The following is a 26,680-nucleotide window of genomic DNA, read 5'->3' on the forward strand; positions in this document are numbered from 1 at the left end:
ATCTGCCAAGATCAGGCATGCCCCTGAACCGGCGGATCCTGTCCGTGCTGTGCGCACTCGGCCTCCTGACCGCCTGCACGTCGACGGACGATGCCGCGCCCGGCCCGTCCGGATCCGCCGACACCGCGGCCGCGTCGGGGACCGCATCGTCGGCCGACCTCGCGCAGGCCGAGGCCGTGGACCGGATCGTGCGCGACACCATGGCGGAGACGCACCTGAAGGCGGCGGTCGTGCGCGTCACCGTCGACGGCAGGGAGATCCTCACCCGCGCCTACGGCGAATCCACCACCGGCGTGCCGGCGACGACCGACATGCACTTCCGCAACGGCGCGGTGGCCATCTCCTACGTCGCCACGCTGCTGCTGCAACTCGTCGACGAGGGGAAGGTCCGCCTCGACGACAAGGTCTCGACGTGGCTGCCCGACATTCCGAACTCGGACCGGGTCACCCTCGGGCAGCTCGCCCAGATGACCTCCGGCTACGCCGACTACGTGCAGAATCCCGAACTGTCGGATGCGATCTACCAGGACCCGTTCCGGAACTGGACGCCCGACGAGCTCATCGCCTACGGCACCTCCCAGCCCCTCTTCTACGAGCCCGGCACCAACTGGAACTACGCGCACACCAACTACGTGATCCTCGGCCTGGCCCTCGAGACGATCACCGGCCGGCCGGTGGCGGAACTGCTGCAGGAGAAGGTACTCGACCCGCTCGGGCTGGACGGCACGACGCCGTCGCAGACGCCGGCGATCCCGGAGCCGGTGCTGCATGCGTTCAGCTCGGAACGCCGGGAGGCGCTCGGGATCCCCGCCGCGACACCCTTCTACGAGGAATCCACGTTCTGGGACCCGTCCTGGACCATCACCCGCGGCGCCGTCCAGACCACCGACATCCACGACCTGCACGACACCGCGGTCGCCGTCGGCACCGGCACGCTGCTCTCCCCGGAGTCGTACCGGGCGATGGTGTCGACGGACCTGCGCGGCCGGACCACCGCGCTGCCCGGCTGCCCCACGTGCTTCCCGCAGTCCGAGGGCTACACCTATGGCCTCGGTGTGGTGGTCACCGGCAACTGGCTGATGCAGAACCCGTTGTTCGGTGGGTACGCCGCGGTCGAGGCATACCTGCCGTCGCGGAAGATCGCCGTCGCCGTCGCCGTCACCTTCGACCCGGCGGCGTTCGACGACACCGGTGCGTACCGGAACGAGGCCGACACGCTGTTCCGTCGGATCGGTGCGCACCTCGCCCCGGACGACGCACCCCCGCCGCGGCCCACCCGGTGACGAACCCCGCCGCGGCCCACCCGGTGACGAACCCCGCCGCGGCCCACCCGGTGACGAACCCCGCCGCGGCCCACCCGGTGACTCACGCCGTCACAGCAGCCCCGACAGGCGTGCCGAGCCGTCGAAGAGGAACCGCACGAGCACCGCGTCGTCCGGGGTGACCCGCGACGCCGACCCCTGCAGGTAGAGGCCGCCGACGACGAACGCCGAACGGTCCCGGATCGGCACCGCCAGCGCGGCCCGCCCGGTCCGGCACTCCTCGCCCTCGTACGCGTAGCCCGCGGCGGCGACGGCGCGCAGTTCCTCGGCGAGGACGTCGTGGTCGCAGATCGTGTGGTCGGTCAGGCGCCGCAGTTCCGGATCGGGACGCACGTGCGGATGGTGCGCCAACATGAGCTTGCCGAGGGCGTTGGCGTGCAGGTTCTTCGCCAGCACGCCGATGGCGATGATCTCGTGGTCGGGGTCCTTGTCGACGAACCGCAGCCGCCCGGCCGCGAACGAGGCGACGTGCACCCCGAATCGGGTGTGGGTGCGCAGCTCCTCGACGACGTCGTGCAGCGTCGGCGACGGGCTCGTCTCCGCGGCCGCCTGTGCGAGCTCCGCGGTGCGACGACCCAGCGCGAAGCCGGACAGGTCCGGCACGCGGACGAGGAATCCGTCGGCCACGAGCAGGTTGAGCATGCGGTACGCGGTGGTCGGCGGCACCCCGGCGAACCTGGCGATCTCCTTCGCGGACGTGCCGGGGCCGAGCTGCGCGACGGCCTCGAGCATCCCCAGCGCCTTCTGCACCGCGCGCGGCTGCTGTCCGCTGAAGTGCGAATCGTCCGCGTGCACGGACACGTGCGCGGTCAACCCGGGTTCCCGTCGCGGGGACGGGCGTCGTCGCCGGGGTGCGGGACGTCCGGGAGGATGCGCCGCCGCCCGTCCGCGCCGATCACGAGGGTCCCCGCCCCGGGGAGGATGTCCCCGGTCTCGACCGAGTCGAACGCACCGATGGTCGTCAGGCTGCCCGGCCGGACCCGGCGCAGCACGTACTGCCACACCGTGCCGGACGCCGCGACCGCCGAGAGTGTCGCGGGCACGACCCATACGCCGTGCGCGGTGCCGTCGACGGCGATGTAGCCGAGCAGGCCCATCCCCAGGACCGAGACGAACAGCGCGGCCGCCCGCGTCACGACGGTGTGCTCGCCGATGCGGTGCAGGAATCGCAGCGACGCGACGGCCACCAGCGTGTAGGCTACGACGAGGCCGATCTCCACGACGCCGTCGAACGCCCCCGAATCCGCCCCCGCGAGGGACGCGTACAGGCACGCGCCGGCGAAACCCGCGGCGGTGAAGGAGAGCACGCCCACGTGCGGGGTGCGGAACCGGTCGTGGACACGGGCGAGGGCGCTCGGCAGCACCCGCTCGACACCCATCGAGTACAGCAACCGGGAACCCGCCTGCGCGCACCCCAGGGTCGACGCGAGCCACGAGCACGTCATGCCCGCCTGCACCGCGAGCACCACACCGACGCTCGCGCCGGACGCCGTGCCGTCGAAGTACGCGCCGACGACGACGGCGCCGTGGCCGGACAACGCGGCCCACGCCGCGAACACGAACAGGACACCGACGACGACGGGGGAGATCAGCACGGTGCGAGTGACGGTCACCAACGGCCGCTTGGCCTCCGGGCCGAAGAACGCGGCGCTCTCGAAGCCCGCCATCGACAGCACGGTGAGCATCGCGAGGAACGGCATGAGGCTCAGGGGTGCGTCCGGCAGTTCGGTGGTGGCCGTGCCCGCACCGGCCGGGGTGCCGAGCATGAGCGCCACGATGAGCACGAGCGAGCACGCCTCGACGAGCAGGATGGCGCGCGTCGCGAACCGCACGCCGCGTACCGTGATCACCGCGACGCCAACCGCCACGAGACCGATCGTGACCGACCACGGCGCGGCGCCGGGCACGTGCATGCCGAGCAGGTCTGCGATGCGGAGCAGGCTCTGTGCGGCCTGCGACATCACCGAGATCGAGATGCCGAGATAGCCCAGCAGCAGCGCCGCACCCGTGGTGAGGGTCGCGCGGGCACTCAGGCCCTGGAACACGAAGCTGTAGAGCGACCCGGCCGCGGCGAGGCGCCGCGTGAACTGCGTGATGCACAGCGCCACCAGCACCACCACGGCGGTGGTCCCCGCGATCGCCAGCAGACCGCCGACGCCCGGCCGGTGGGTCACCATCCACAGCGCGATGAACACCATCCCGGTGGCCGGCGCGATCGTCGACAGGGACTGGCCGAGCAGATCGATCGGGGTGAGCTGACGGCGGCCGAGGGCGCGCAGCGGCGAATACACCGGATCCCGATGGGTTTCGGCGTCCCGTGAGCGGGCAATCGCGGCCCGGAGTGCGGTTGTCACGATCGTCGTATCCCGTCTGTGCGTCCGTGCAGCCGGCGGTGCCGGCACCTCGGGCGGTGAAACGCCTCAGGGCGAGGGACAACGTAGCGCCGCGGTGTTACGCGACGGTTACCTCCGCGAACGACATGTGGACGGCAAGTGGGAATCCGCCCGGCGCGGCGCTGTGGCCCGCGCCACCGCACGGCCCCGTGCCCCGTGCGGACACGGTCCCCCGAGCGCCGGAGACCGTGTCCCACCTGCAGTGTCCGCATGGGGCGCGCCGCCACGGCCGGTTCCACTCGCGGTGCCCCCGGACGTTTCCCCGACGACCCGTTCGCGACGCATCCGGTGCGCACGATTGACCGGCACGATCACTCGACTGCGAAGGGGACGACCATGATCTGGGCGGTGGTTGCGGCGCTCGTCGGCGGGACGTTGTTGCTCGCCGGGGTGCCGAAGGCCGGCGATCACGAGGGGCTGGTGCGCGTCGTCCGCGGCTATCGGCTGCTGCCGCCCGTGTTGGAACGGGCGGTCGCGCGGGTGCTGCCCGCCGCGGAGATCGCCGTGGGTGCCCTGCTGGTGCTCGGTGTCGCCGGCAGTGCCGCCGCGGCTGTCGCGGCGGTGCTGTTCCTCGGCTTCTTCGTCGGTCTCACCGTGAACCTCGCGCGGGGCCGGCGCGAGCTCGACTGCGGCTGCTTCGCGTTCGGCGGCCACGGCGAGGCACCGCGCATCGGCTGGTTCCACTCCGTGCGGGCCGGTGCGTTCGCCGCCGCGTCGATCGTGCTGGCCCTCAACGGACCCGCGACGATCGCCGCGCTCCAGCAGGTGGCGGCAATCGCGCTCGCGGCGCTCGCGCTCGCCGCCGGGCTCGCGGTGGCCCAGTTGCGCTCCGTGGTCCACGTCGGGCGCCGGCCCGTCGACGAGCACCTGACCGGCGCGTCCATCGAACTGCGCGCGGTCTCTGCCGTGTCGCGCTACGGGGCCTGAAACCATTTCTTCCACAACATTTTCCGAGACAGGACGACAGATGGACACCATATTTCTCGTTGCGATCATCGTGCTGGTGGTGGCGGTCGCCGTGTTGTTCCTGATGGTGCTCGCGCTGGCCCGCGAGATCGGCCGGGTGCAGGTCCGGCTCGGCCCCCTCGGGGCCCGCATGATGGACACCGGTCCGAAAATCGAGCAGGCCGGTCCGTCCTTCCGGGGCCTCACCGACCATGTGGGCCGCACCGTCGGCGTCGGCGGCCACCGCGACAGGCCGCAGCTGCTGCTGTTCACGGCGCCCACCTGTTCCACCTGCAAGAGCCTGCTGCCCGGCATCCGGGCGATGGCCAAGGCGGAGAAGGACCTCGACGTCGTGATCGTCTCCGACGGCACACCCGAGGAACACCGGCAGTTCCTCGCCGGAAGCAACATCGGCACCGAACTGAGCTACGTCGACGGCCGCGACGTCGGCATCGCCTACCAGGTCGGCACCACCCCCTACGGGGTGATCCTCGACGAGCACGGCAAGATCCGCGCTAAGGGGCTGTGCAACCACATGGCCCAGGTCGAGAGCCTGCTCAACGCCCTCGAGACCGGCACCCCGTCGCTGCAGCACCTGCACGAACAGGCCAAGGCCCGCGCCGCCGCGAGCGCCTGAATCCCGCCTTCCCCCTGGACGAACGGAGAGATGCGTTGGAAGAGATGTACGAGAACCGGTATCCGGTCGACGAGGAGACCGTCAAGGAACAAGCCGCCTGGATGGCAGGCAAGGGCGGCTCGTTCATGAGCCGCACCGGACGCCGGATGTCGGAACAGGTGTCGCGCCGCTCGATGATCAGCCGCCTCGGCCGCTGGACGATGGGCGTGTCGGGGGTGGCGCTCATCAGTTCGCTTCCGGTGACGCGCACCGCGTTCGCGCAGGAACCCGCCCCCGAGCCCGGCCCGGAACCGCTCGTGCCCGTGTACGACGGCAAGGATCCCGCCGAGTGCGAGTACTGGCGCTGGTGCAACATGGACGGCACCTCCTGCGCTGCCTGCAACGGAGGCGGAGTGACCACGTGCGCGCCGGGCAGCAAGCCGGGCGCCGAATTCTGGGTGGGCTGCTGCACCAACCCCGACACCGGCAAGACCTACCTGATCGCCTACTACGACTGCTGCGGCGCACCGTCGTGCTCCAACGCCTTCTGCGGCGAGCCCGACATGCAGGCCGTCATGTACAACCCGGTCTCGGGCAGCTACGACCAGGAGATCATCTGGTGCGTGTCCGACGAATCCCAGTCGTACACCTGCACCATGGCCCCCATCATCGGCGAGGACTGTCAGGCCCGTCCCGCCGACCGCCCGAAGGTCGGTGCCGGATCATGACATCGCGTTCCCGCCGCCTCGTGCGTCCCGCCGCGGCCGTCGTTCCGCTCGCGCTGCTCGTCACCCTCGCCGGTTGCGGCTCGTCCGGCGACGACGCGAACACCGCCGGCGACGTCACCTATCCCACCGTCGAATTCAGCACCCCCGGCGAGGGCATCTCGCTCGGCCACGACGACCAGGAGATCGGCGACACCATCCCCGAACCGCTGCACGTCGCCGAGATCGACCCCATCCGACGTGACCAGCTCGTCGCCGTGGCAGGCGGATTCGGCAAGCTCGAGCTCGGCGTCAACGTCCTCGACCCGAAGACGGGCGTCGCCGGCAGCCGCATCGTCGTCGGCCCCGGCATCTGGGACCCCGTGATCCACGGCTTCGTCGGCGAGACCCCGTCCGATCCGGCCGTTCTCGCCGCCGAGGTGTGGCGCCCCCGCGGCTCGCGGGGGGCCGCGGACTTCACCGTCAGCACCTACTCCGGGAATCTGCTCGAGCCGGCCGAGGCGCTGCTGCCCGACGTCGCGCGCGTGCACTCGCGGCCCGGTTCCAACGCGGTCACCTCCGACGGGCGGTACTTCGTCACGTGGGACGACGGGCTCTACGGCGTCCGCGTCGTGGACCTCGAGACGAAGCAGCAGAGCGGGGCCGTGCAGATCGTCGGCTGCGGACCGTTCACCTGGACCGTGGACCACGAGATCTACAGCGTGTGCGAGGAGACCGGCGAGCTGATCCGGATCTCCGTCGGCGACGACGGCGTGCCGGCCGAGACCGCCCGGGCGAAGGTGCTGCCGGAGGACTTCGTCAGCGCCCGGAAGGTCGGGTGGGCCGCCGAGGCGCGCAAGGCCCTGCTGGTCGGGGAGAACGGCGACGTGTACGTCTTCGACTTCTCGAACGGCCTGCCGCAGGGCGCGGTGACGCCGATCGGCAACGCCGGTCAGCCCGACGGGCGGTTCGCGAGCGACGTCATCGACAACACCGGCACCCGGATCGCGATCGCCTACACCGACTCACCGATCCATCCCAGTTCCGCGCGCGGCGGCGACCTGGCCCGCATCGTGCTGTCCGACGCCGCGAACCTCGCCCCGATCCGGTCGCTGAGCCTGCAGGACCTGGGGCTGACCGACATCGCGAGCATGGCGTTCTCCGTCGACGGCGCGACGTTCTACGTCCTCGGTGGCAATCCGGAGGGTCAGGGCGAGGCGGCACAGCGCATCGTCGGGTTCGACGCCGCGACCGGGCAACAGGTCTCCTCGGCGGAGATCAGCGGCAACGTCGAGGATTTCACCGACCTGCTCACCCCCGAGGTGATCGGATGAGACAACCCGACAACGGGTTGGGCCGGCGCCGATTCCTCGCCCTGGGCTCCCTCGGAGCCGGGGCGCTGGGAATGAGCGCGCTCGGGTTCGGTGCCGCCGGCTGCGCTACCGCATCGTCCGGTACGCAGCCGGCGGCCGCCGGCTCGGACACACGATCGGCGGCGTCCGATCTCGACTACATTTCCCCGGCCGATCCGGAGATCGCCGCCGCCGAGGCCGCCCGCGGGTGGAACGGCACCGTGGCGTCGTTCGCGCTCGCCGCCGGATTCTCCACCGTCGACCTGGGCGGACGCCTGGTCGACACCTGGACCTACGGCGGGCACGCCGTCGCCCCGGAACTGCGGGTACGCAAGGGCGACCGGCTCGACGCCGTGGTGCGCAACGACCTGGACGCCGACACCACGCTCCACTGGCACGGCATCCGGATCCGCAACGACATGGACGGCGCAGCGCCCGTCACCCAGGCGGCGATCGCACCGGGCACGACGTTCGACTACAGCTTCGTCGTCCCGGACCCCGGCACCCACTGGTACCACTCGCACAGCGGCCTGCAGGCCGACCGCGGCCTGTTCGGCGCCCTGATCGTGGAGGACCCCGACGACCGCACCGGCGCCGACGCCGACGCCGTCCTGGTCCTCGACGACTGGGTCGACGGCCTGGGCACCACGCCCGACGCCGTGCTCACGGCGCTCAACCCCGCGATCTCCGGCGGTCACGGCGGCCACGGCGGGGGTGCGGCACCCGGCGCGCACCCGGCCGGCGACATGGACGTCGCCCGGCGGCTGGTGAGCGCCGGGCACGGCGACTCCGCGCCCCTCGGCGGGATGACCCAGCACATCGCGTATCCGTTGCACCTGATCAACGGTCGTCCTCCGAATGATCCCGCCCCGGTCGTCGCCGCGGCGGGACAGCGGTTGCGGCTGCGGATCGTCAACGCGGCGGCGGAGACCCCGTACCGGTTCGCGGTGGCCGGGCACGAACTCACGATCGTCGCGGCGGACGGCTTCGACGTGCAGCCCACCGTCGCCGACACGATCGTCGTCGGAATGGCGCAACGCTACGACGTCCTCGTCACCGTGAAGTCGGGCGTGTGGCCGATCGTCGCGAAGGTCGAAGGGCGGCAAGGGTATGCCTCGACGGTGCTGCGCACCCCGGATGCGGTGCCGATGGCCGACGCCGACGTGGGCGATGCGATCCCCGAACTCGGCGGCCGGCTCGTCGCGGAGAACGCGTTGCGGCCTGCCGACACCGTGCGGCTCGACCCGCGCGAGCCCGACCGGGACTACCGGATCGAGCTGATCCAGGCAGGGGACCGCTACGTGTGGGGCATGGCCGGCGCCGACGCCGGCCGCCTCGTCATGAAACAGGGTGAACGCGTGCGGATCACGATGAAGAACTCGTCCACCATGTGGCACCCCATGCACACGCACGGACACACCTTCGCGATCGGCGCGTACGGCGGGTTGCGCCGCGACACGGTCAACGTGCTGCCCGGCACCGAACTTGCGATCGAATTCGATGCCGACAATCCGGGCGAATGGATGTTCCACTGCCACAACGCCTACCACTTCGAAGCCGGCATGACCGCGAACCTGCGGTACATCCGATGAGAGGAATCGCCATGAGAAGGTCCGTCACCCTGCTCGCCGGCCTGCTGACCGCGGCGAGCCTGTCCGCGTGCGGCAGCGCCGGAGGTTCGGCCGAGCCGGCCGTCGTCGTGGAGGTGAAGAACATGGCCTACAACCCGGAGTCGGTGACGATCGAGAAGGGGCAGACCGTCGAATGGCGATTCGACGACGGCGGACTGCCGCACGACGTCGTGGGCGAGGGCCCCCTCGAGGGGGAGCTGAAGAGTGAACTCCTCACCGAGGGAACGTATTCCTACACCTTCGACGAAGCCGGCACGTTCACCTATCACTGCACGCCGCACCCGATGATGGTCGGCACCGTGATCGTCCGGGAATGACCCGGCGGCCGGGGTGGGCTGCGGCCCTGCTGCTTCCGCTCGTCACGGCCTGCGGCCCGTCCGAGCGGCCCCCGGACGCGGTGGTGGTCGTCAGCAACGTCCACTTCGCTCCGCCCGACGTGACCGTGCCGGCCGGCGGCACCGTCGAATGGCGGTTCGAGGACGGCGGGGTGCTGCACCAGGTCACGTCGGAGGGGCGGTTCGACAGCGGGATCACCGGGGGAGGCACGTACTCCCACACCTTCGACGAACCGGGAACCTACGAGTACACCTGCTCGGTCCACCGGTACATGACCGGCACCGTCACCGTCACCGAATCCTGAACCAGTCGTCCGAATCCGGAGAACACCGACCCCCTTGGAGGAAGTCATGACAGCAGTACTCACGCACGAGCCGCTGACGACGGACGTGCCGGACATTCGTCCCACCCTGCAGAAGGCCGTGCCGTCGCGCACCCGGGCGGCGCTGATCGCCGCCGCCGGCGTCGCCGGTGCCGGGGCGGCGGCGCTCCTCACGCCGTCGGGACCCGCCGCGACGACCGCCGCGGTCGTGGGTGCCGGCGCCGTCACCGCCCTGGCCGCGAACTGGTCGACGTGCGGCATGTCGGTCGCCGGCGTCGTCGCGGCTCCGAAGCAGCCCGACCGCGCGGGCTCGTCGACGCCGGTGCGCCGGCTCGGCTGGCACGCGCTCGGGTCGGTCGCGACCGGCGCCCCCACCGGTGCGCTCGTCGGCGCGCTCGGTGCGCTCGTCGCCGGATCCGTCCCGGTGACGTGGGCGCTCGTCGCGTGGGGCGTCGTCGCGTTCGCCTACGGTCTGCACGAGCTGGGTCTGGTGACGCTGCCGACGCCGATGCGCCGCCGGCAGCTGCCGCGGCACCTGCGCCGGTCGATGGCCCCGTGGAAGGTCTCGCTGCTCTTCGGCGCCATGATCGGACCCGGCTTCGTGATCTTCATCCGGTCGAGCGCGTACTACCTGCTGGTGCTCGGCGTCGCCGTGGTCGGCTCCCCGGCGCTCGGCGCCGCCCTGTTCACGCTCGTCTCGCTCGGCCGGTGCCTGCCGAGCCTGCTGGCGATCCTGCACACCCGCGGCGGCGGGTCGATGCCGGGCTTCCTGTCGGCGATGTGCGTGGTCGACCGCCGCGTGCAGACGCTGACCGGCGCCGTGCTCGTCGCCCTCGGCGCGTTCGCGGTCGTCGCCGCACTCTGACGTGCCGGTTCGCGGCGGTTTCCGGGCGCACTACCGCACCCGGGACCGCCGCGACTAACGTCGGGCGGCATGACGACTTCTCTGCAGAACATCGGCATCAACACCCTCGGCGGGGTGCCCACCTCCCTCGCCGAGTTCGACGGCCGCGCGGTCCTCGTGGTCAACGTCGCCTCCAAGTGCGGCCTGACCCCGCAGTACACGGCGCTCGAGAAGCTCGCCGTCGAGTACGCGGACCGGGGCCTGACCGTGGTCGGTGTGCCGTGCAACCAGTTCATGGGCCAGGAGCCGGGCACCGCCGAGGAGATCCGGACCTTCTGCTCCACCAACTACGGCGTCACGTTCCCGCTGATGGAGAAGATCGACGTCAACGGCGAGAGCCGGCACCCCCTCTACACCGAGCTCACCCAGCACCCCGACGCGAACGGGGAGGCCGGCGACGTGCAGTGGAACTTCGAGAAGTTCCTCGTCGCGCCGGACGGGAACGTCGTCGCCCGGTTCCGGCCGCGCACCGAGCCCGACGCCCCCGAGGTGATCGCGGCCATCGAAGCCGCGCTGCCCCGCTGACCGCGATGACCGACACCATCGATGCGCGGGCGGCCCTGTACGACGTGATCCGTGCGCGCCGCGACGTCCGCGCGGAGTTCACCGGCGAGCGCGTCGACGAGCAGGTCCTGTGGCGGGTGCTGGGTGCGGCGCACGCCGCGCCCAGCGTCGGCAACACCCAGCCGTGGGACTTCGTAGTGGTCCGCGACCCGCAGCGGCTCGCCGAGTTCGCCGACCACGTCGCCGGATGCCGTCGCGCGTTCGCGGACTCGCTGCCGGAGGAGCGGCGGCGCACCTTCGACCCCATCAAGGTCGAGGGCATCGCCGAGTCCGGCACCGGGATCGTGGTCACCTACGACCCGTCGCGGGGCGGGCAGCACATCCTCGGCCGGCACACGATCGACGACGTGGGCGTGTTCTCGGCGGTGCTGTCGATCCAGAACCTGTGGCTCGCGGCGACCGTCGAAGGACTCGGTGTCGGCTGGGTCTCGTTCTACGACGAGGCGTTCCTCGCCGACTTCGTCGGGGCGCGGACCCCGGTGCGGCCGATCGCGTGGCTGTGCGTCGGCCCCGTGACGCGGTTGCAGGAGGTGCCGGACCTCGAACGGTTCGGGTGGCGGACCGGCCGGCCCCTCGCCGACGCCGTGCATGCCGAAACCCTTCAGGTCCGCGACGCCTGACGTTCACCCGGCCCTGGCACCGTGGAGCCCATGAGCGGCCAGCTGATCGTGTCGGTGTCGGGCATCAGGGACGAAACCCGCCCGGCGGTGGACGACTTCGCCCGGGAGATGGACGCCCGCGGCGTGCCGCTGTCGCTGCTCGTCGCGCCGCGACTGAAGGATCACTACCGGCTGGCGCGCGACCCGCACACCCAGGAGTGGCTGCTCGAGCGTCGCGAGGGCGGCGACGCCATCGTGCTCCACGGCTACGATCAGGCCGCGACCAAGCGGCGGCGCGCCGAGTTCGCGGTCCTGCCCGAACACGAGGCGCGGCTGCGGTTGCTCGCCGCCGACCGGGTGCTCGAGGAGACGGGGCTGCGGACCCGGCTGTTCGCGCCGCCGCGCTGGCTCGCCTCGCCCGGGGCCGTCGCGGCGCTGCCCGCCACCGGTTTCCGGCTCCTGGCCGGCGCCGCCGGAATCCACGACCTCGACCGCGATACCGTCACCCATGCACGGGTGTTCGGCATCGGCGAGGGCGCCAAGGCCGAACCGTGGTGGTGCCGGGCGATGGTCATCGGCGCCGCCCGGGTCGCACGGCGCGGCGGGCTGCTGCGGCTGTCGATCTCCGGCAAGCAACTCGACCGGCCGGGGCCGCGGCAGGCGATGCTCGACGCGATCGACCTCGCCCTGCACCTCGAGGCGCAGCCCTCCGTCTACCGCTGGCCGCCGCGCCTGCGCACACTCGGCGCGGCCTGAGCCCGAAGATCCGCCCACACGAACCTACCCTGCAGTAGGTTGGCGGGCATGGACGCAGACGTGATCGTGGTGGGCGCCGGCCTGGCCGGGCTCGTCGCCACGGCCGAACTCATCGACGCCGGGCGCACCGTGGTGCTCGTCGACCAGGAGAACTCGCACAACCTCGGGGGACAAGCCTTCTGGTCGTTCGGCGGGCTGTTCTTCGTGGATTCCCCCGAGCAGCGCCGGCTCGGCATCCGCGACTCGTACGACCTGGCCCTGCAGGACTGGATGGGCAGCGCCGCCTTCGACCGGGAGGACGAGGACTATTGGCCGCGCCGCTGGGCGCAGGCCTACGTCGAGTTCGCGGCCGGAGAAAAGCACGCGTGGCTGAAGGAACGCGGGCTGAAGCTGTTCCCCATGGTCGGCTGGGCCGAACGCGGCGGCTACGACGCCGGCGGTCACGGCAACTCCGTGCCGCGCTTCCACATCACGTGGGGCACCGGACCGGCCCTCGTCGAGATCTTCGCCCGCAGGGTGCTCGACGGCGTCGAGCGCGGCCGGGTGATCCTGCGGAACCGGCACCGCGTCGACGACCTCGTCGTCACCGGCAACGCCGTCACCGGGGTGCGCGGAACTGTGCTCGAGCCGTCGTCGGCGGCGCGGGGCGTGGCGTCGTCGCGCGTGGCGACCGGCGAGTTCGAACTCTCGGCCGGCGCGGTGATCGTCACGTCGGGCGGCATCGGCGGCAACTACGACCTGGTGAAGAAGAACTGGCCGAAGCGGCTGGGAGACCCGCCGAAGCACATGCTCACCGGCGTGCCGGCGCACGTCGACGGGCGGATGCTCGAGATCACCGAACGCGCCGGCGGGCGCGTCGTCAACCGCGACCGGATGTGGCACTACACCGAGGGCATCACCAACTACGACCCCGTCTGGCCCAACCACGGCATCCGCATCCTGCCCGGCCCGTCGTCGCTGTGGCTCGACGCCACCGGCAAGCGACTGCCGGTGCCGCTGTTCCCGGGCTTCGACACCCTCGGCACGCTCGAGCACATCGTGCGCAGCGGCCACGACCACACCTGGTTCGTGCTCGACCAGAAGATCATCGAGAAGGAGTTCGCGCTCTCCGGCCAGGAACAGAACCCGGACCTGACCGGACGCGACATCCGCAAGGTGCTGCAGCGGGTCAAGCCCGGCGCACCCGGACCGGTGGAGGCGTTCAAGCGCCGCGGCGTCGACTTCGTCGTCCGCGACACCCTCGCCGAACTGGTGGCAGGAATGAACGAGATCACCCCGGATGCGCCGCTGGACTACGCGACGGTCAAGCAGGTCGTCGAGTCCCGCGATCGCGAGATCGCGAACAAGTACACCAAGGATCTGCAGGTCGCGGCGATGCGCGCGGCCCGCGCCTACCTGCCGGACCGGATCACCCGCATCGCCGCCCCCCACCGGCTGCTCGATCCCAAGGCCGGACCGCTGATCGCGGTCAAGCTGCACCTGCTGACGCGCAAGACGTTGGGCGGTCTCGAAACCGACCTGTCGGGCCGGGTGCTGAAGGCCGACGGCTCGGTGTTCGAGGGCCTGTTCGCCGCCGGTGAGGTCGCCGGATTCGGCGGCGGCGGGGTACACGGCTACCGCTCGCTCGAGGGCACGTTCCTCGGCGGCTGCATCTTCTCCGGCCGCGCCGCCGGGAGGGCCGCAGGCCGCTGACGCGGCCGGTGCGTCCTTTGGGCGGCTACTGCAGCCCAAAGGACGCACCGGCGGTTACGCCTCGACCGAATCCTCGGCGGGCAGCACCCGGAACTCGGTGCCCTCCGGCGCCATCTCGGAGTAACGGCCGTAGAAGATGCCGGTGGCCTGCTCCGCGACGATGCCCTGGTGGATCGGCACGGCCACCCGCGGATTGACCGCGCGCAGATAGTCCACCGACTCCCAGATCTTCAGCCACGGTGCCGCGGCGGGCAGCGCGAGCACGTCGACCTCTTCGTTCGGGATGTACAGCGAATCGCCCGGATGCAGCAGCCGCGCCGGGTTCTCGGCGTCGCCGAGCAGATAGGCGGTGTTGTCGATGACCGGCAGTTCCGGGTGGATGACGGCGTGCCGGCCTCCGGTGCCGCGCACGCGCACGTCACCGACGGTGAATGCGTCGCCCGGGAGCACGGCCTTCCAGCCGCCGCCCAGCTGAGCGGCGGTCTGCGGGTCCGCGTACAGGGCGGCCCCCGGGTTGGCCTCCACCAGCGCCGGCAGTCGCGCCGGGTCGGCGTGGTCCGGGTGCTGATGGGTGACCAGGATCGCGTCGAGCCCCGTGATGCCCTCGAAGCCGTGCGAGAAATTCCCCGGGTCGAACAGGATCGTCGCGCCCAGGTGCTCCACGAGCAGGCAGGAATGTCCGAAGTGGGTCAGTCGCATGCACCCGAGTATGGACCGTCGCGTGCCGCGGCGCGCCGAGCGATCTCGCGTCCGGGTTGCGCCGAGCGAATGTATCGTTCCGTCGGCCTACGGAGATGAGCGATACATTCGCTCGGCCCGCGGGCGGGTCAGCGCAGCTCCTCGGACCCGCTCGCTGCCTGCTGGGCGAGCGAGCGGCCCCACTGCTCGGCCCGATCCTCCTCGCCGGGCTCGAGCTTCGACTGCTTGTCGACGAGGAAGCTCTCCGGATCGGCGACGAGTTCGAACCCGTGCTTGCGCAGCTTCTTGGCGATGCCCTTGCCGGCGCGCCCGGTCAGGACGGCCGCCATGTCGATGCGCGTGTCGAACGATGCGGCCTTCCCGCCGCCGGCGGGCAGCGAATCGAGCCACTCGCGGACGCCCTCGCTCTCGGCGTCCGGCTCGAGCGTCAGCCCGCTGTCGGGTTTCTCGGCCTGCTCGACCGCGCCGTGGCGCGTCGACTCCCGGCTCATGCCGTGCGCATGCGTCGGGCCGCCTACGACCACCAGGTCGTATTCGGACAGGTTCTCCTCATGCGCCTGCGTCACGGGGACCGTGCGCACCGCGTCCGCCGGTCCCAGCCCGCGCGCGACGGCTTCCGCCACGTGACGGGTGTTCCCGAACATCGATTCGTACACCACCAGTGCTCGCATGCCGCGCCTCCTCGGCTGGGCGGAAAGTCGACGACCGTCCAACTCAGCATAGGAGCCGTCGGACCGAGCGAATGTGACTTTCCGTCGGCCTACGGAGATCAGCGATACATTCGCTCGGGTGGGTGGCGTTGTGAGGAGCTGCGAGGAGAGGATCGGGGCATGACGGATACGGTGCAGACGACCGGGGGAACGGTTCGGGGCACGCCGACCGACGGAGTGTGGGCCTTTCTGGGCATTCCGTACGCGGCCGCCCCGGTGGGGGCGGTGCGGTTCGCGGCCCCGGGCCCGGCGCCGCGTTGGGACGGTGTCCGCGACGCCACCGCGCCCGGCCCCACCTGCCCTCAGGCGCCGTACGCCGCTCCGGCGGCCGCATTGCTCGGCAACGTCATCGCACCCGGCGACGAGTGCCTGAATCTGTCCGTGTGGACACCCGATCCGGGCGCCTCCGGGTTGCCGGTGATGGTGTGGATCCACGGTGGCGCGTTCACCCGCGGCTCGAACCGGATCGACAGTTACGACGGACGCGCCTTCGCGCGCGACGGTGTGGTGCTGGTCGGCATCAACTACCGGCTCGGCGTCACCGGGTTCCTGTCGCTCGACGGCGCGCCGGACAATCGTGGCCTGCTGGATCAGCTCGCCGCGCTGCGCTGGGTGCAGGACAACATCCGGGCCTTCGGCGGCAACCCGGACAACGTGACGGTGTTCGGCGAGTCGGCGGGCGGGATGAGCGTGGCCACGTTGCTGGCCTCGCCCGCCGCGAGCGGACTGTTCCACCGCGCCGTCGTGCAGAGCGGCAACGCCACGGCCGCCTCGGACCTCGAGGACGCGCGCCGGGTGGGGGCTGTCCTCGCCGACCGCCTGGGTGTGCCGGCCACGGCCGAGGCGTTCGGGGCCCTCGCCCCGGACGTCCTGCAGGCGGCCCAGGACGCTCTCGGGCTCGACCTCGCCCAGAATCCGGACCCGGCCCGGTGGGGCGGGTCGGTGGTGCAGCGCGGCTTGGGCGTGATGAGCATGTTCCCGACGATCGACGGGGAGATTCTGCCGTCGTTGCCGATCGACGCGATCGCCGCCGGAGCGGGCACGGGTGTGCCGGTGCTGGCCGGCACGACCACGGACGAGTTCCGCTTCTTCCTGGTGCCGACCGGTATCGCCGCGGCGATCACCGACGACAACCTGCCGTTCGTCCTGCAGCGGTACGGGATCGATCCCGCGCTCGCCGACCTGTACGCGGCCCACCGGCCGGGCGCGACTCCCGGCGACGTGCTCGCCGCCGTCCTCACCGATTACGCCTTCCGGTCGGGCACGGTCACCCTGGCCGACGCGGTCGCCCGCCGCGGTGGCACGGCGTGGTTGTACGAGTTCGCCTGGCCGAGCCCGGTGCAGGATCTGCGGGCGTGCCATGCCCTCGAGATCGCGTTCGTCTTCGACCGCCTCGACGTCTCCCACCGGCTCACCGGCGATCGGCCCCCGCAGGCCCTCGCCGACGAGATGCACCGCGCCTGGGTGCAGTTCGCGACCACGGGAGGTCCGGGATGGGCGCCGATCGGTGCCTCGCGGCCGGTCCGGGTGTTCGGCGGTGAGGGTGATCCGGTGGTGGCCGATCCGCGCGCCGACGAGCTGGCGTGCTGGATCGGGTGACGTCGCAGCGGAATCCGTGACGGCAGCGCCCGCGGCGGGTAGGGCGGCCGCACGGTATCCCGGTGCCCGGAGGCGTCGCCCTCCGGGCCTTCGTCGAGTGCACCGGGCTGTGATGATGCATCGTTTCACCGAGCCGACTCCGATCGGTGCCCGGGTCGGTAACGACGGGAACACTGCTGCGCCCTCGGGTCCGCTCGCTCGGGTGCCGGCCGGTCGGCGAGGGTGGCGGGCGTGAGGATCTGGATGCTCGTCGACCTCGAACCCAGCTACGAACGGCTGCACGTCGGGGACACGATCGAGGGCACGACCGAGTGGTGCCTGCCGCACATGCTGCCGCCGGAACTGATCAGCCGGAACCTGCCCGCTCACGTCGAGCGGGTCCCGGCGAGCACGCCGGGTGGGTTCGACCGGGTCGCGCACCTCGGCGACGGGGTGTCGGCGCTGCTCCCGCCCGGATATCCGGAGGACGGGCGGGACACGGTCTCCGGCTGCCTGCTCTACGACCGCTACCTCGGTGTGTTCCACCGCACGGTGCCGACCGCGCGGGGCCGGATCGTGCGCCGGGGCTGGATCACCCAGCTCGCGAATCGCACGCCGACCCGGTATCCGGGCTGGTATTCGGTGCACCCGTCCGGGCCGCCGACGCTGTGGGAGGGCGGTGGCCGCATCCCGGCGGAGCGGACCGTCACGTGGGACTGTGTCCTCCTCGACACGCAGGGGTGCTGAGCGGCCGGGGCTACGGCTCCGGGCCGGCGACGATCTGCTCGACCCGATCGTGGAAGATCCGCCAGCGCCGCTCGTTCTCGTGCGTGAGCACCGCGCTCTGCGCCGCGAGATCGGCGGCGTGGTCGATCATTTCCGCGGCCGAGAAGACGTAACGTGGCGCGATGCGGTCCCCGGCGAGGTCCGCGCGCAGGGCGGCTGCGGTGAAGTCGATGCGTCCCAGGATCGCGACCGCCCGGTCGAGGTTGCGGGCGACGAGTTGGGCCGTCGTCGCGCACTGCCAGTCGTTGGTGACGATGCGGTGCCGTTCGGCGAGCAGGTCCGCCAGGCCCGGGTAGGCCAGCAGCGCCTCGAGCACGTCCCAGGCGGTCGCCATGGCGTCGGCGAGCCACTGCCCGGTCGTCCGGTTCGCCTCGGCGAGCGCCCCGAGGTCGGCCTTCAGTCTGGTGATCTCGGCGGGTTCGTCGCCGCTCTCCATGAACAGGATGCCGAGCGTCTCGGTGGCCCGATCGTCGTTGAGGTCGGGCGCGCCGGCGAACGGGCTCGGCGACGTCCGTTCGAGTGGTGCGACGACCGACCACCGCTCGGCGAGCGCCTTCAGGGCACGTGAGCTGCGGTGCAGCCGGATCACGTCGTGGAACGGCGATTCGGAATAGAACTTCTCGTGCTCGCGGTGGAACCGGGCGAGGTTACGCACCGTGAGCAGCAGCTGGTCCCGCTCCGCCTCCATGGCACGAGCGTGACACAGCACGACGACGCGCTGCCGGCGAATCGGAGACCTTCCGCCGGCAGCGCGTCGTGGGTGCGGGCCTCAGCGGGGGCTGAACCGCCGCAGCCGCAGGCTGTTGCTGACCACGAACACCGAGCTGAACGCCATCGCCGCGCCGGCGATCAGCGGGTTGAGCAACCCGAGCGCCGCGAGCGGCAGGGCCGCGACGTTGTAGGCGAACGCCCAGAACAGGTTGCCCTTGATGGTGCGCAGGGTGGCGCGGGCGAGCCGGATCGCGTCGGGAGCGGCCCGCAGGTCGCCGCGCACGAGCGTCAGGTCGGAGGCCTCGATCGCGACGTCGGTGCCGGTGCCCATCGCCAGTCCGAGGTCTGCCTGGGCGAGGGCGGCCGCGTCGTTGACGCCGTCGCCGATCATGGCGACGACCCGGCCCTCTTCCTGCAGCCTCTTGACCACGTCGACCTTGTCGGCGGGCAGGACCTCGGCGATGACCTCGTCGATGCCGACCTGCTTCGCGACGGTCTCGGCGGCGCTGCGGTTGTCGCCGGTGAGCAGCACCGGCCGCAGGCCGAGTTCGCGCAGATCGGCGATCGCCGACGCGGAGGTGTCCTTGATGGTGTCCGAGACGACGACGATCGCCCGGATGCGCCCGTCCCAGGCGATCCACACCGGTGTGCGGCCCTCGGCCTCGGCGGCCCCGGCGCTCCGTCGCAGCGATTCGGGCGCGGTCAGCGACCACTCGTCGCGCAGCCAGGACAGCCGGCCCGCGAGCACGGCGTGTCCGTCGACGACACCGGAAACCCCTCGTCCACCGTGGTTTTCGAAGCTTTCCACCGGCGAGAGAGCCCCGGTGGCCGCGGCCCGGTCGGCGACGGCGCGCCCGATGGGGTGCTCGGAGGCGTGCTCGAGCGACCCCGCCAGGTGCAGCGCCTCGTCCTCGGAGCCGCCGTCCGCCGCGTGCACCGCGGCCACGGCCATGCGGCCGGTGGTGACGGTGCCCGTCTTGTCGAGCACGACGGTGTCGACGCGGCGGGTGGATTCGAGGATCTGCGGTCCCTTGATCAGGATGCCGAGCTGGGCGCCGCGGCCGGTGCCGACGAGCAGTGCGGTCGGGGTCGCGAGGCCCAGCGCGCAGGGGCAGGCGATGATCAGTACTGCGACGGCAGCGGTGAACGCCGCGGTCACCGAGTTGCCCGTGAGGAGCCAGCCGGCGAGGGTGAGCAGCGACAGCCCGATGACGATCGGGACGAACACCGCCGACACCCGGTCTGCGAGCCGCTGCACCTCGGCCTTGCCGTTCTGCGCCTCTGTCACCAGCCGCGCCATCTGAGCGAGCTGGGTGTCGGCGCCGACGCGGGTCGCGCGGACCACGAGCCGGCCGCCGGCGTTGACGGTCGCGCCGACGACGGGGTCCGCGGGCCCGACCTCGACGGGCACGGGTTCGCCGGTGAGCATCGACGCGTCGACGGCGGAGGTGCCGGAGACGACGACGCCGTCGGTGGCGATCTTCTCGCCGGGACGCACGACGAACCGGTCGCCGACGGTGAGCCGGCCGATCGGGATCCGGGTTTCGGTGTCACCGTCGCCCAGCACGGCGACGTCCTTGGCGCCCATGTCGAGCAGTGCCCGCAGGGCCGCGCCCGACTGCCGCTTGGCGCGGGCCTCGAAATAGCGCCCCGCGAGAATGAAGGTGGTGACGGCGGCGGCGACCTCGAGATAGATGTGCGGCTCGGAGCTTCCGGTGGGGAGCAGGTCGAACGTCATCCGCATCCCGGTCATGCCGGCGTGGGTGAAGAACAATGCCCACAGCGACCAGAGGTACGCGGCCGTGACGCCGACGGAGATGAGGGTGTCCATCGTGGCGGCGCCGTGGCGGGCGTTGGTCCAGGCGGCGCGGTGGAACGGCAGTGCCCCCCACACCACGACGGGGGAGGCGAGGGTCAGGGTCAGCCACTGCCAGTTGTCGAACTGCAGCGCCGGGATCATCGACAGCAGTACCACCGGCACGGTGAGGACCGCGGAGACGGTCAGGCGCTGACGCCAGGCGGCGGCCTCGTCCGGTTCGGGGGCGGCCTCGGTGGCCTCCTCGGCCCGGGGCGGGGCGGGGAGCGCGGCGGTGTAGCCGGTCGCCTCGACCGTCGCGACGAGGTCGTCGGGGGCGACCCCGTGCGCATAGGTGACCTTCGCCTTCTCCGTCGCGTAGTTGACGGTGGCGGTCACGCCGTCCATCCGGTTGAGCTTCTTCTCGATGCGCGCCGCGCAGGAGGCGCAGGTCATGCCGCCGATCGAGAGTTCTACCTCGTGCACCATCTCACCCGTGGTCATGGGCGGGTCCCTTCTCGGGTCGGCGGGTCACTGCGGGGCGAGGCGGTAGTCGCCGGCCTCGTCGAGCGCGGTGGCGACGGCCTCGTCGTCGATTCCGTCGACGCTGGTCACCGTGACGGTGGAGACGCCGCCCGCGACCAGTTCGACGTGTACGTCCTCGACGCCGGGCAGGGCGCGCAGTTCCTCGGTGACGGCGCCGGCGCAGTGGCCGCAGGTCATGCCGACGACGGGGAAGGCCTGGGTGTTCATTCGGGGGTCCTCACTGCTCGGTCCGGTCGGTTCGGTGGGGTGGCTGCCGCAGCGGCAGCCGCTGGCCGTGTCGGTCAGGGGCAGGAGCCGGGTCATCGCGATTCTCCTCTGCGTGGGTGCACCCCATTTATACCCCCTAGGGGTATTGAACCGCCAGGGCGGGACGTGCTCTTCATCGAATCTTCAGGAATGCCGCGTGCCGTCGGGGCGGGACAAGGCCCGGAAAGCGGCGGGCCGGCCCGCCTTATCCTGAGAACCTCCGACAGGACCGACGGCAAGGATGTGAGGCGACACCGAGGTGAACGACGAGACTTCGGCCCGCGCCCTGTTCCCGGAATCGGATCCCACCGCGACCGCCCACCGCGCCGCCGACTGGGCGTCGACCGCGCTGGGGCCGATCGACACCTGGCCTCCCGAACTGACGGCGGCCGTGCGGACCGTCGTTCCGTCGCGGGTGCCCATGCTGCTGTGCTGGGGCCCCGAACTGGTGCAGATCTTCAACGACGCCTTCCGGCCCCTCCTCGGCGAGAAGTTTCCGGCGGCGGTCGCCCAGCGGGCCTCCGAGTGCTGGGGCGAGATCTGGGACTTCGTCGGCGCCCTCTTCGCCCAGGCGCAACGCGGGGAGCCGACCTTGTCGGAGCGGATGCAGTTGTTCATGCACCGATTCGGCTACACGGAAGAGACGTACTGGACGTTCTCCTACAGCCCCGTCCGGGCCGCCGACGGCACCGTCGCGGGCATCTTCGTCGCCACCACGGACGTCACCGAGCAGGTGCTCGCCGAGCGCCGGGCCGCCGTCCTGCGGGAACTCGGCCAGCTCTCGATGACGGAGACCGATACCGCCGACGATGCCTGCCGGGCTGCGCTCGGCCTGCTCGCCGGCCACGAGGACGATCTGCCGTTCGGCAGTGCCCACCTGTGCCGCGACGAGGTGACGGTGACGGTCGCCGAGTTCGGCACCGCTCCCGGCGCCGCGTCGGACCTGCCGGAGGTGATCGCCCGGGTCGCCGAGTCCGGCAAGGCCGAGACCGTCGCGGACCTCGGCCGCGACGGCGACACCGCGGTGGTCCTGCCGCTCCCGGTCTCCGCTGGTGGCCCGGCCGGCTCCCTCGTGCTCGGCATCAGCCGGTTCCGCGAGCTGAACGAGCAGTACCGGGTGTTCCTCGATATGGTCGCGGTCCGCGTGTCCACGGCTCTGTCCGATGCGCAGGCCTACGAGGCCGAACGCCGGCGGGCGGCCGAACTCGCCGAGCTCGACGCCGCCAAGAGCCGGTTCTTCGAGAACGTCAGCCACGAGTTCCGCACCCCGCTGACGCTGCTCCTCGGGCCGCTGCAGACCCTGCTCGACGAGCACGCCGCCGCGCTGCCACCCGCCCAGGTCGACGCCGTCGCGGCGGCGCGGCGGGCCGCCCTGCGCCTGCAGCGGCTCGTCGACATGCTGCTCGACGTTGCGCGTGGGGACGCCGGCCGGCTCGACGCCCACACCGAGCCCACCGACATCGTCGCGGTGACGCGCGAGGCCGCCGAACTGTTCCGCGACGCCGCGGACCGCGCGGGGCTCGCGCTCCTCGTCGACGTCGACAATGTGCCGACCCGGTACGTGGCGACCGACCGGGCGATGTGGACGCACATCGTGCTGAACCTGCTGTCCAACGCGATGAAGTTCACGCCGGAGGGATCGGTCGCCGTGTCCCTGCGGGGTGACGGGGCGAACCTGGTGCTGCGTGTCGCCGACACCGGCACAGGCATCGCGGAGGCCGAGCGGGGCAAGATCTTCGACCGCTTCTACCAGATCGGCGACCGGTCCGGCCGCAGCCGCGAGGGCTCGGGCATCGGGCTGTCTCTTGTCGCGCAATTCGTTGCCGCCCTGGGTGGTTCGGTGTCCGTCGACGCCGTCGCCCCGCACGGCTCGGTGTTCACGGTGACGGTGCCCGCGGTGCCGAGCGCGCAGCCGGCACCACGCGCCGCGGACGACGTCGTGGCGTCCGCCGGCGCGGCGTATCTGGGGGAGGCCGAGGCGTGGCGGCCCGTCGCGACCCCCGGCGCCGGACCGCGCGAGGGGCAACCGCGCCTGCTCCTCGTCGAGGACAACGCGGACATGCGTGACCATCTCGTCGACCTGCTCGCCGCGCAGGGTTGGCACGTCGACGTCACCGCCGACGCCGAGTCCGCGCTCGAGCGGATCCGGACGGAGGTTCCCGACCTGCTCCTCAGCGACGTCATGCTGCCCGGACGTAGCGGGTTGTCGCTGCTGCAGGACGTGCGGGGCGACGAACGGCTGGTGCGGCTGCCGGTGATCCTGCTCACGGCCCGGGCCGGATCGGAGTCCGCCGTCGAGGGGCTGCGGGCCGGTGCCGACGACTACGTCGTCAAGCCGTTCCATCCCAGCGAGCTGATCGCCCGGGTCCGCGTGCACCTGGAGATGTCGCGGCTGCGGGAGGCGTTGCTCGCCGCCGGCGAGCGCGAGGCCGCCTCGCTCCGGACCGCCTTGGACACACGGAGTGTCACGAGCCGGGCCGTGGGCCTGCTCATGGCAGCGCACCGGGTCGACGCGGACACCGCGTTCGCGCAGCTGTCGGCGATGTCGCAGGCGACGAACGTCAAGGTCCGCACCCTCGCGGCCGAGATCGTCGAGAACTTCACGGCGTCGCTCGCCGAGCCGGGGCCGCCACAGCCGTGACGGGGCCGCCGGCGTCGGGCCCTGCCGATTCCGGACCGGCTCGGGTCGGCCGGTAAACTGCGGGCTGTCCGGTGTCCGTCCCCGGGCGCCAGCACTACTACCGAGGAGCAGCACGTGGCTCGTGTCGTCGTCGAAGTCATGCCCAAGGCCGAGATTCTCGATCCTCAGGGCCAGGCCATTGTCGGGGCGCTGTCGCGACTGGGCTTCGCGGGCGTGTCCGACGTCCGTCAGGGAAAGCGCTTCGAGCTCGAGGTCGACGGCAGCGTCGACGACGCCGAGGTCGAGAAGATCGCCGAGGCTCTGCTCGCCAACACGGTCATCGAGGACTGGACCGTGCGGCGGATCGACGGTGACGCATGAGTGCCCGCGTCGGAGTCATCACCTTCCCGGGCACGCTCGACGACATCGATGCGGCCCGCGCCGTCGAACTCGCCGGCGGTGAGGCCGTCAGCCTCTGGCACGGCGACGCCGACCTGAGGGGAGTCGACGCGGTCATCGTGCCGGGTGGCTTCTCCTACGGCGACTACCTGCGCTGCGGCGCCATCGCGCGGTTCGCCCCGGTCATGGGCAAGGTCGTCGAGGCCGCTCGGGGCGGGATGCCGGTGCTCGGCATCTGCAACGGCTTCCAGGTGCTGTGCGAGGCGGGTCTGCTGCCGGGGGCCCTCACCCGCAACGAGGGCCTGCACTTCATCTGCCGCGACCAGTGGCTGAAGGTGGAGTCGAACACCACCGCGTGGACCACCCGCTACGAGGCCGGGGCCGAGATCCTGGTGCCCCTCAAGTCGGGTGAGGGCCGGTTCCAGGCCTCGGAGAAGGTGCTGGACGAACTCGAGGGTGAGGGCCGCGTGGTGTTCCGCTACGCCGGCGACAACCCGAACGGCTCCCAGCGCGGCATCGCGGGCATCTCGTCGGCGAACGGCCGCGTCGTCGGCCTGATGCCGCACCCCGAGCACGCCACCGAAGCGCTCACCGGTCCCAGCGACGACGGGCTCGGCATGTTCTACAGCGTTCTCGACGCGGTCGTCTCTGCCTGATTCCCGTTCGTGGGCAGGGTCAGGTCGAAGCGGGCACCGCGCCCCGGCCCGTCGCTCGCGGCCGTGAGATTGCCGCCGTGGGCGCGGGCGAGACTGCGCGCGATGGTCAGGCCCAGGCCGCTGCCGCCGGGGCTGCGGGCCGGATCGATCCGGTGGAACCGCTCGAACACCGCGTCGAGCTGATCCGCGGGGATGCCGTCGCCCGTGTCGCGGACCCGCACCCGCACGGCCGCCCGGTCCGCGCGCTCGCACGTGACGACCACCCGGCCCCCGGCCGGCGTGTGACGCAGGGCGTTCTCGAGCAGGTTCGCCAGGATCTGCGCCACTCGCTGCGAATCGAACCGGACCGGCGGCAGCGCCTCGGGCAGCTCCGTCCCGAGCCCGACCTGCTTGTCGGCGAACCGCGGTGCCGCGGCCGAGACCGATGCCGTCACCGCCGCGGCGAGGTCGCCCTCCTCGGGGTGCAGGGCGAGCGCGTGCTCGTCCGCGGCGGAGAGGTCGGACAGGTCCGACACGAGACGCCGCAGCCGGTCGAGCTGGTGGTGCATCACCTGCCACGAGGTGGCGTCGGCGGGCAGTACGTCGTCCTCGATGCCCTCGAGGTAGGCCTCGAGCGTGGCCACGGGTGTGCGCAGTTCGTGGGCGAGATCGTCGAGCAGCCGGCGTCGTGAGAGCTCCGTGCTGTGCAGGCGGCCCGCCATGTCGGCGAAGGCGTTCTCGAGCCGGGCGAAGTCCGCGTCGCCGGACCGGGTGATCGGCACGTCGTAGCGGCCGCGGGCGACGTGGCCCGCGGCCTCCACCAGCCGGCCCACCGGCGCGGTGATGCGGCGCACCAGGACCACGGACGTGATCGCCGCGGCACCGAGCGCGACGGCTGCCCCGGCGGCGAGCGCGACCGCCCCGGCCTGCGCGAACGCCTCCTCGGTGTGAAGGCGGACCTGCGTGTCCTCCACGCCCGCGTGGGCGAGGTGGTAATGGAACAGCGGGGCGGCCACCAGCGTCGCGACGACGGTGAGCGTCGCGGCCCCGACGAACAGCACGAGCAGTTGCGCGATCAGCAGCCGCCCGCGCAGTCCCAGCCGGTTCACCGCGCGGCCTCCATCGCATACCCGACCCCGCGCACGGTCCGGACGAAGCGCGGGGCGGCGGCATCGTCGCCGAGCTTGCGGCGCAGGGCGCGGATGTGGACGTCGACGATGTGCTCGTCGCCGAACCAGTTCGGCCCCCACACCTCGTCGATGATCTGCCGGCGTGAGAGCGCCGCCGAAGGTCGATCCGAAAGTGCCAGCAGCACATCGAATTCCGTGCGTGTCAGCTCCACCGGCGCGTCGTCGACCGAGACGGTGCGCGACACCGGATCGACGACGAGCCCGCCGATCCGGCGCGGTGCCTCCGCCGCGGTGCCACTGCGGGGCCGGCGCAGCATGGCACGCACCCGGGCGACGAGCTCCCGTGGCCCGAAAGGCTTCACGACGTAGTCGTCGGCGCCCACCGACAGGCCGATCACCTTGTCCACCTCGTCGCCACGGGCGGTGAGCATGAGCACGTACGCGTCCGAGAAGGTCCGCAGTTGCCGGCACACCTCGATGCCGTCGAATCCCGGCAGCATCAGGTCGAGCACCACGAGCACCGGGTCCGTCTGCCGAGCCAGCGCGACGGCCGTCGGTCCGTCGTAGGCGAGCGCGACCTCGAAGCCCTCCCGTTCGAGATAGCTGGCCACCACCTTCGCCAGGGCGGCTTCGTCGTCGACTACGAGGATGCGGGGGCCGGGGGTGTGCACGCGGCCAGGGTACCCAGC

Annotated in this window: 27 protein-coding genes; 18 read left to right on the plus strand and 9 right to left on the minus strand. The window is 71.8% G+C overall.

What is annotated here, in order from left to right; translation table 11 throughout:
• Nucleotides 1–17: 17 nt before the first annotated feature.
• The gene (locus KZJ41_RS05570) at nt 18–1,283 is read left to right on the plus strand and encodes a serine hydrolase (protein ID WP_065922988.1); all 1,266 of its coding nucleotides are present in this window, start codon (nt 18–20) and stop codon (nt 1,281–1,283) included.
• A 90-nt stretch (nt 1,284–1,373) separates the two neighbouring features.
• On the opposite strand, the gene KZJ41_RS05575 is transcribed toward KZJ41_RS05570, so the two are convergent.
• Nucleotides 1,374–2,135: an IclR family transcriptional regulator gene (locus tag KZJ41_RS05575; RefSeq protein WP_006932018.1), complete on the minus strand. Its 762-nt coding sequence runs from the start codon at nt 2,133–2,135 to the stop codon at nt 1,374–1,376.
• Nucleotides 2,132–3,613, minus strand: a complete 1,482-nt coding sequence (locus KZJ41_RS05580; RefSeq protein ID WP_084648670.1) for an APC family permease — start codon at nt 3,611–3,613, stop codon at nt 2,132–2,134. The genes KZJ41_RS05575 and KZJ41_RS05580 overlap by 4 nt, the downstream gene beginning before the upstream one ends.
• A 438-nt stretch (nt 3,614–4,051) precedes the next feature.
• On the opposite strand from KZJ41_RS05580, the gene KZJ41_RS05585 reads away from it, so the two are divergent.
• The 12 genes from KZJ41_RS05585 (at nt 4,052) to KZJ41_RS05640 (ending at nt 14,136) form a co-directional block, all read left to right on the plus strand.
• A complete protein-coding gene (locus tag KZJ41_RS05585; RefSeq protein WP_306430610.1) occupies nt 4,052–4,642 on the plus strand; it encodes a MauE/DoxX family redox-associated membrane protein in 591 nt (196 codons plus the stop codon).
• A 40-nt stretch (nt 4,643–4,682) separates the two neighbouring features.
• Nucleotides 4,683–5,297, plus strand: coding sequence for a redoxin domain-containing protein (locus KZJ41_RS05590; protein ID WP_065922985.1), 615 nt, complete (start codon nt 4,683–4,685; stop codon nt 5,295–5,297).
• Between the two features lie 44 nt (nt 5,298–5,341).
• Nucleotides 5,342–6,004 carry a methylamine dehydrogenase light chain gene (locus KZJ41_RS05595; RefSeq protein ID WP_029541405.1) on the plus strand — a complete coding sequence of 221 codons (663 nt, stop codon included), beginning with the start codon at nt 5,342–5,344 and terminating at the stop codon, nt 6,002–6,004.
• Nucleotides 6,001–7,314: a hypothetical protein gene (locus KZJ41_RS05600; protein WP_065922984.1), complete on the plus strand. Its 1,314-nt coding sequence runs from the start codon at nt 6,001–6,003 to the stop codon at nt 7,312–7,314. Before KZJ41_RS05595 ends, KZJ41_RS05600 begins: the two co-directional genes overlap by 4 nt.
• Nucleotides 7,311–8,924: a multicopper oxidase family protein gene (locus tag KZJ41_RS05605; protein ID WP_029541409.1), complete on the plus strand. Its 1,614-nt coding sequence runs from the start codon at nt 7,311–7,313 to the stop codon at nt 8,922–8,924. Before KZJ41_RS05600 ends, KZJ41_RS05605 begins: the two co-directional genes overlap by 4 nt.
• Nucleotides 8,925–8,935: 11 nt before the next feature.
• Nucleotides 8,936–9,280 (plus strand): plastocyanin/azurin family copper-binding protein, encoded by a 345-nt coding sequence (locus KZJ41_RS05610; protein WP_029541412.1) that lies wholly within the window; start codon nt 8,936–8,938, stop codon nt 9,278–9,280.
• A complete protein-coding gene (locus KZJ41_RS05615) occupies nt 9,277–9,603 on the plus strand; it encodes a cupredoxin domain-containing protein (protein ID WP_006940361.1) in 327 nt (108 codons plus the stop codon). The genes KZJ41_RS05610 and KZJ41_RS05615 overlap by 4 nt, the downstream gene beginning before the upstream one ends.
• Before the next feature lie 46 nt (nt 9,604–9,649).
• Nucleotides 9,650–10,486: a hypothetical protein gene (locus KZJ41_RS05620; protein WP_006940359.1), complete on the plus strand. Its 837-nt coding sequence runs from the start codon at nt 9,650–9,652 to the stop codon at nt 10,484–10,486.
• A gap of 69 nt (nt 10,487–10,555) precedes the next feature.
• Nucleotides 10,556–11,050 (plus strand): glutathione peroxidase, encoded by a 495-nt coding sequence (locus KZJ41_RS05625; protein WP_006940357.1) that lies wholly within the window; start codon nt 10,556–10,558, stop codon nt 11,048–11,050.
• Nucleotides 11,051–11,055: 5 nt separating this feature from the next.
• Nucleotides 11,056–11,709: a 5,6-dimethylbenzimidazole synthase gene (gene bluB, locus KZJ41_RS05630; RefSeq protein WP_050034634.1), complete on the plus strand. Its 654-nt coding sequence runs from the start codon at nt 11,056–11,058 to the stop codon at nt 11,707–11,709.
• A 30-nt stretch (nt 11,710–11,739) separates the two neighbouring features.
• Nucleotides 11,740–12,444, plus strand: a complete 705-nt coding sequence (locus KZJ41_RS05635) for a DUF2334 domain-containing protein (protein WP_029541421.1) — start codon at nt 11,740–11,742, stop codon at nt 12,442–12,444.
• Nucleotides 12,445–12,492: 48 nt separating this feature from the next.
• Nucleotides 12,493–14,136, plus strand: coding sequence for an FAD-binding dehydrogenase (locus tag KZJ41_RS05640; RefSeq protein WP_006940350.1), 1,644 nt, complete (start codon nt 12,493–12,495; stop codon nt 14,134–14,136).
• A 54-nt stretch (nt 14,137–14,190) separates the two neighbouring features.
• On the opposite strand, the gene KZJ41_RS05645 is transcribed toward KZJ41_RS05640, so the two are convergent.
• Nucleotides 14,191–14,835: an MBL fold metallo-hydrolase gene (locus KZJ41_RS05645; RefSeq protein WP_006940348.1), complete on the minus strand. Its 645-nt coding sequence runs from the start codon at nt 14,833–14,835 to the stop codon at nt 14,191–14,193.
• A gap of 128 nt (nt 14,836–14,963) precedes the next feature.
• Nucleotides 14,964–15,506 carry a flavodoxin domain-containing protein gene (locus KZJ41_RS05650; protein ID WP_029541426.1) on the minus strand — a complete coding sequence of 181 codons (543 nt, stop codon included), beginning with the start codon at nt 15,504–15,506 and terminating at the stop codon, nt 14,964–14,966.
• Between the two features lie 159 nt (nt 15,507–15,665).
• Between KZJ41_RS05650 and KZJ41_RS05655 the strand changes: the two genes are divergently transcribed.
• Together KZJ41_RS05655 and KZJ41_RS05660 are read left to right on the plus strand one after the other, a co-directional pair.
• Nucleotides 15,666–17,144 (plus strand): carboxylesterase/lipase family protein, encoded by a 1,479-nt coding sequence (locus KZJ41_RS05655; protein WP_065922983.1) that lies wholly within the window; start codon nt 15,666–15,668, stop codon nt 17,142–17,144.
• A 231-nt stretch (nt 17,145–17,375) separates the two neighbouring features.
• Nucleotides 17,376–17,870 (plus strand): hypothetical protein, encoded by a 495-nt coding sequence (locus tag KZJ41_RS05660; RefSeq protein WP_251550352.1) that lies wholly within the window; start codon nt 17,376–17,378, stop codon nt 17,868–17,870.
• A gap of 10 nt (nt 17,871–17,880) precedes the next feature.
• Here the strand turns inward: KZJ41_RS05660 and KZJ41_RS05665 are convergent, their stop codons facing one another.
• The 3 genes from KZJ41_RS05665 to KZJ41_RS05675 all read right to left on the minus strand — a co-directional run bounded on the left by KZJ41_RS05665 (nt 17,881) and on the right by KZJ41_RS05675 (nt 21,264).
• On the minus strand, nt 17,881–18,597 hold the full coding sequence (locus KZJ41_RS05665; protein ID WP_006940340.1) for a hypothetical protein: 717 nt from the start codon (nt 18,595–18,597) through the stop codon (nt 17,881–17,883).
• Nucleotides 18,598–18,678: 81 nt separating this feature from the next.
• The gene (locus KZJ41_RS05670) at nt 18,679–20,919 is read right to left on the minus strand and encodes a cation-translocating P-type ATPase (RefSeq protein ID WP_050034636.1); all 2,241 of its coding nucleotides are present in this window, start codon (nt 20,917–20,919) and stop codon (nt 18,679–18,681) included.
• Nucleotides 20,920–20,946: 27 nt separating this feature from the next.
• The gene (locus KZJ41_RS05675; RefSeq protein ID WP_006940337.1) at nt 20,947–21,264 is read right to left on the minus strand and encodes a heavy-metal-associated domain-containing protein; all 318 of its coding nucleotides are present in this window, start codon (nt 21,262–21,264) and stop codon (nt 20,947–20,949) included.
• Nucleotides 21,265–21,466: 202 nt separating this feature from the next.
• Between KZJ41_RS05675 and KZJ41_RS05680 the strand changes: the two genes are divergently transcribed.
• The 3 genes from KZJ41_RS05680 (at nt 21,467) to purQ (ending at nt 24,882) form a co-directional block, all read left to right on the plus strand.
• Entirely contained in the window at nt 21,467–23,848 is a 2,382-nt protein-coding gene (locus tag KZJ41_RS05680; RefSeq protein WP_029541438.1) for a PAS domain-containing hybrid sensor histidine kinase/response regulator, read from the plus strand.
• Between the two features lie 114 nt (nt 23,849–23,962).
• Entirely contained in the window at nt 23,963–24,208 is a 246-nt protein-coding gene (gene purS, locus KZJ41_RS05685; protein ID WP_006940332.1) for a phosphoribosylformylglycinamidine synthase subunit PurS, read from the plus strand.
• Complete coding sequence (purQ, locus tag KZJ41_RS05690) at nt 24,205–24,882, plus strand: phosphoribosylformylglycinamidine synthase subunit PurQ (RefSeq protein ID WP_006940330.1); 678 nt, start codon at nt 24,205–24,207, stop codon at nt 24,880–24,882. The genes purS and purQ overlap by 4 nt, the downstream gene beginning before the upstream one ends.
• Here the strand turns inward: purQ and KZJ41_RS05695 are convergent.
• Both KZJ41_RS05695 and KZJ41_RS05700 read right to left on the minus strand, forming a co-directional pair.
• A complete protein-coding gene (locus KZJ41_RS05695; protein WP_006940328.1) occupies nt 24,849–25,970 on the minus strand; it encodes a cell wall metabolism sensor histidine kinase WalK in 1,122 nt (373 codons plus the stop codon). The genes purQ and KZJ41_RS05695 overlap by 34 nt on opposite strands.
• Nucleotides 25,967–26,662: a response regulator transcription factor gene (locus KZJ41_RS05700; RefSeq protein ID WP_006940326.1), complete on the minus strand. Its 696-nt coding sequence runs from the start codon at nt 26,660–26,662 to the stop codon at nt 25,967–25,969. The genes KZJ41_RS05695 and KZJ41_RS05700 overlap by 4 nt, the downstream gene beginning before the upstream one ends.
• Nucleotides 26,663–26,680 lie beyond the last annotated feature (18 nt).

It is taken from the genome of Rhodococcus sp. 11-3 (genome assembly GCF_023704055.1).
GTDB classification, from domain to species: domain Bacteria; phylum Actinomycetota; class Actinomycetes; order Mycobacteriales; family Mycobacteriaceae; genus Rhodococcus; species Rhodococcus aetherivorans.

Coding starts and splice junctions, on each gene's coding strand:
- KZJ41_RS05665 (WP_006940340.1), bottom strand. CDS start 18,597: ATGGAGGCGGAGCGGGACCAGCTGCTGCTCACGGTGCGTAACCTCGCC.
- purQ (WP_006940330.1), top strand. CDS start 24,205: ATGAGTGCCCGCGTCGGAGTCATCACCTTCCCGGGCACGCTCGACGAC.
- KZJ41_RS05610 (WP_029541412.1), top strand. CDS start 8,936: ATGAGAAGGTCCGTCACCCTGCTCGCCGGCCTGCTGACCGCGGCGAGC.
- KZJ41_RS05600 (WP_065922984.1), top strand. CDS start 6,001: ATGACATCGCGTTCCCGCCGCCTCGTGCGTCCCGCCGCGGCCGTCGTT.
- KZJ41_RS05620 (WP_006940359.1), top strand. CDS start 9,650: ATGACAGCAGTACTCACGCACGAGCCGCTGACGACGGACGTGCCGGAC.
- KZJ41_RS05570 (WP_065922988.1), top strand. CDS start 18: ATGCCCCTGAACCGGCGGATCCTGTCCGTGCTGTGCGCACTCGGCCTC.
- KZJ41_RS05650 (WP_029541426.1), bottom strand. CDS start 15,506: ATGCGAGCACTGGTGGTGTACGAATCGATGTTCGGGAACACCCGTCAC.
- KZJ41_RS05605 (WP_029541409.1), top strand. CDS start 7,311: ATGAGACAACCCGACAACGGGTTGGGCCGGCGCCGATTCCTCGCCCTG.
- KZJ41_RS05590 (WP_065922985.1), top strand. CDS start 4,683: ATGGACACCATATTTCTCGTTGCGATCATCGTGCTGGTGGTGGCGGTC.
- bluB (WP_050034634.1), top strand. CDS start 11,056: ATGACCGACACCATCGATGCGCGGGCGGCCCTGTACGACGTGATCCGT.
- KZJ41_RS05640 (WP_006940350.1), top strand. CDS start 12,493: ATGGACGCAGACGTGATCGTGGTGGGCGCCGGCCTGGCCGGGCTCGTC.
- KZJ41_RS05595 (WP_029541405.1), top strand. CDS start 5,342: ATGTACGAGAACCGGTATCCGGTCGACGAGGAGACCGTCAAGGAACAA.
- KZJ41_RS05625 (WP_006940357.1), top strand. CDS start 10,556: ATGACGACTTCTCTGCAGAACATCGGCATCAACACCCTCGGCGGGGTG.
- KZJ41_RS05645 (WP_006940348.1), bottom strand. CDS start 14,835: ATGCGACTGACCCACTTCGGACATTCCTGCCTGCTCGTGGAGCACCTG.
- KZJ41_RS05675 (WP_006940337.1), bottom strand. CDS start 21,264: ATGACCCGGCTCCTGCCCCTGACCGACACGGCCAGCGGCTGCCGCTGC.
- KZJ41_RS05655 (WP_065922983.1), top strand. CDS start 15,666: ATGACGGATACGGTGCAGACGACCGGGGGAACGGTTCGGGGCACGCCG.
- KZJ41_RS05615 (WP_006940361.1), top strand. CDS start 9,277: ATGACCCGGCGGCCGGGGTGGGCTGCGGCCCTGCTGCTTCCGCTCGTC.
- KZJ41_RS05635 (WP_029541421.1), top strand. CDS start 11,740: ATGAGCGGCCAGCTGATCGTGTCGGTGTCGGGCATCAGGGACGAAACC.
- KZJ41_RS05670 (WP_050034636.1), bottom strand. CDS start 20,919: ATGACCACGGGTGAGATGGTGCACGAGGTAGAACTCTCGATCGGCGGC.
- KZJ41_RS05585 (WP_306430610.1), top strand. CDS start 4,052: ATGATCTGGGCGGTGGTTGCGGCGCTCGTCGGCGGGACGTTGTTGCTC.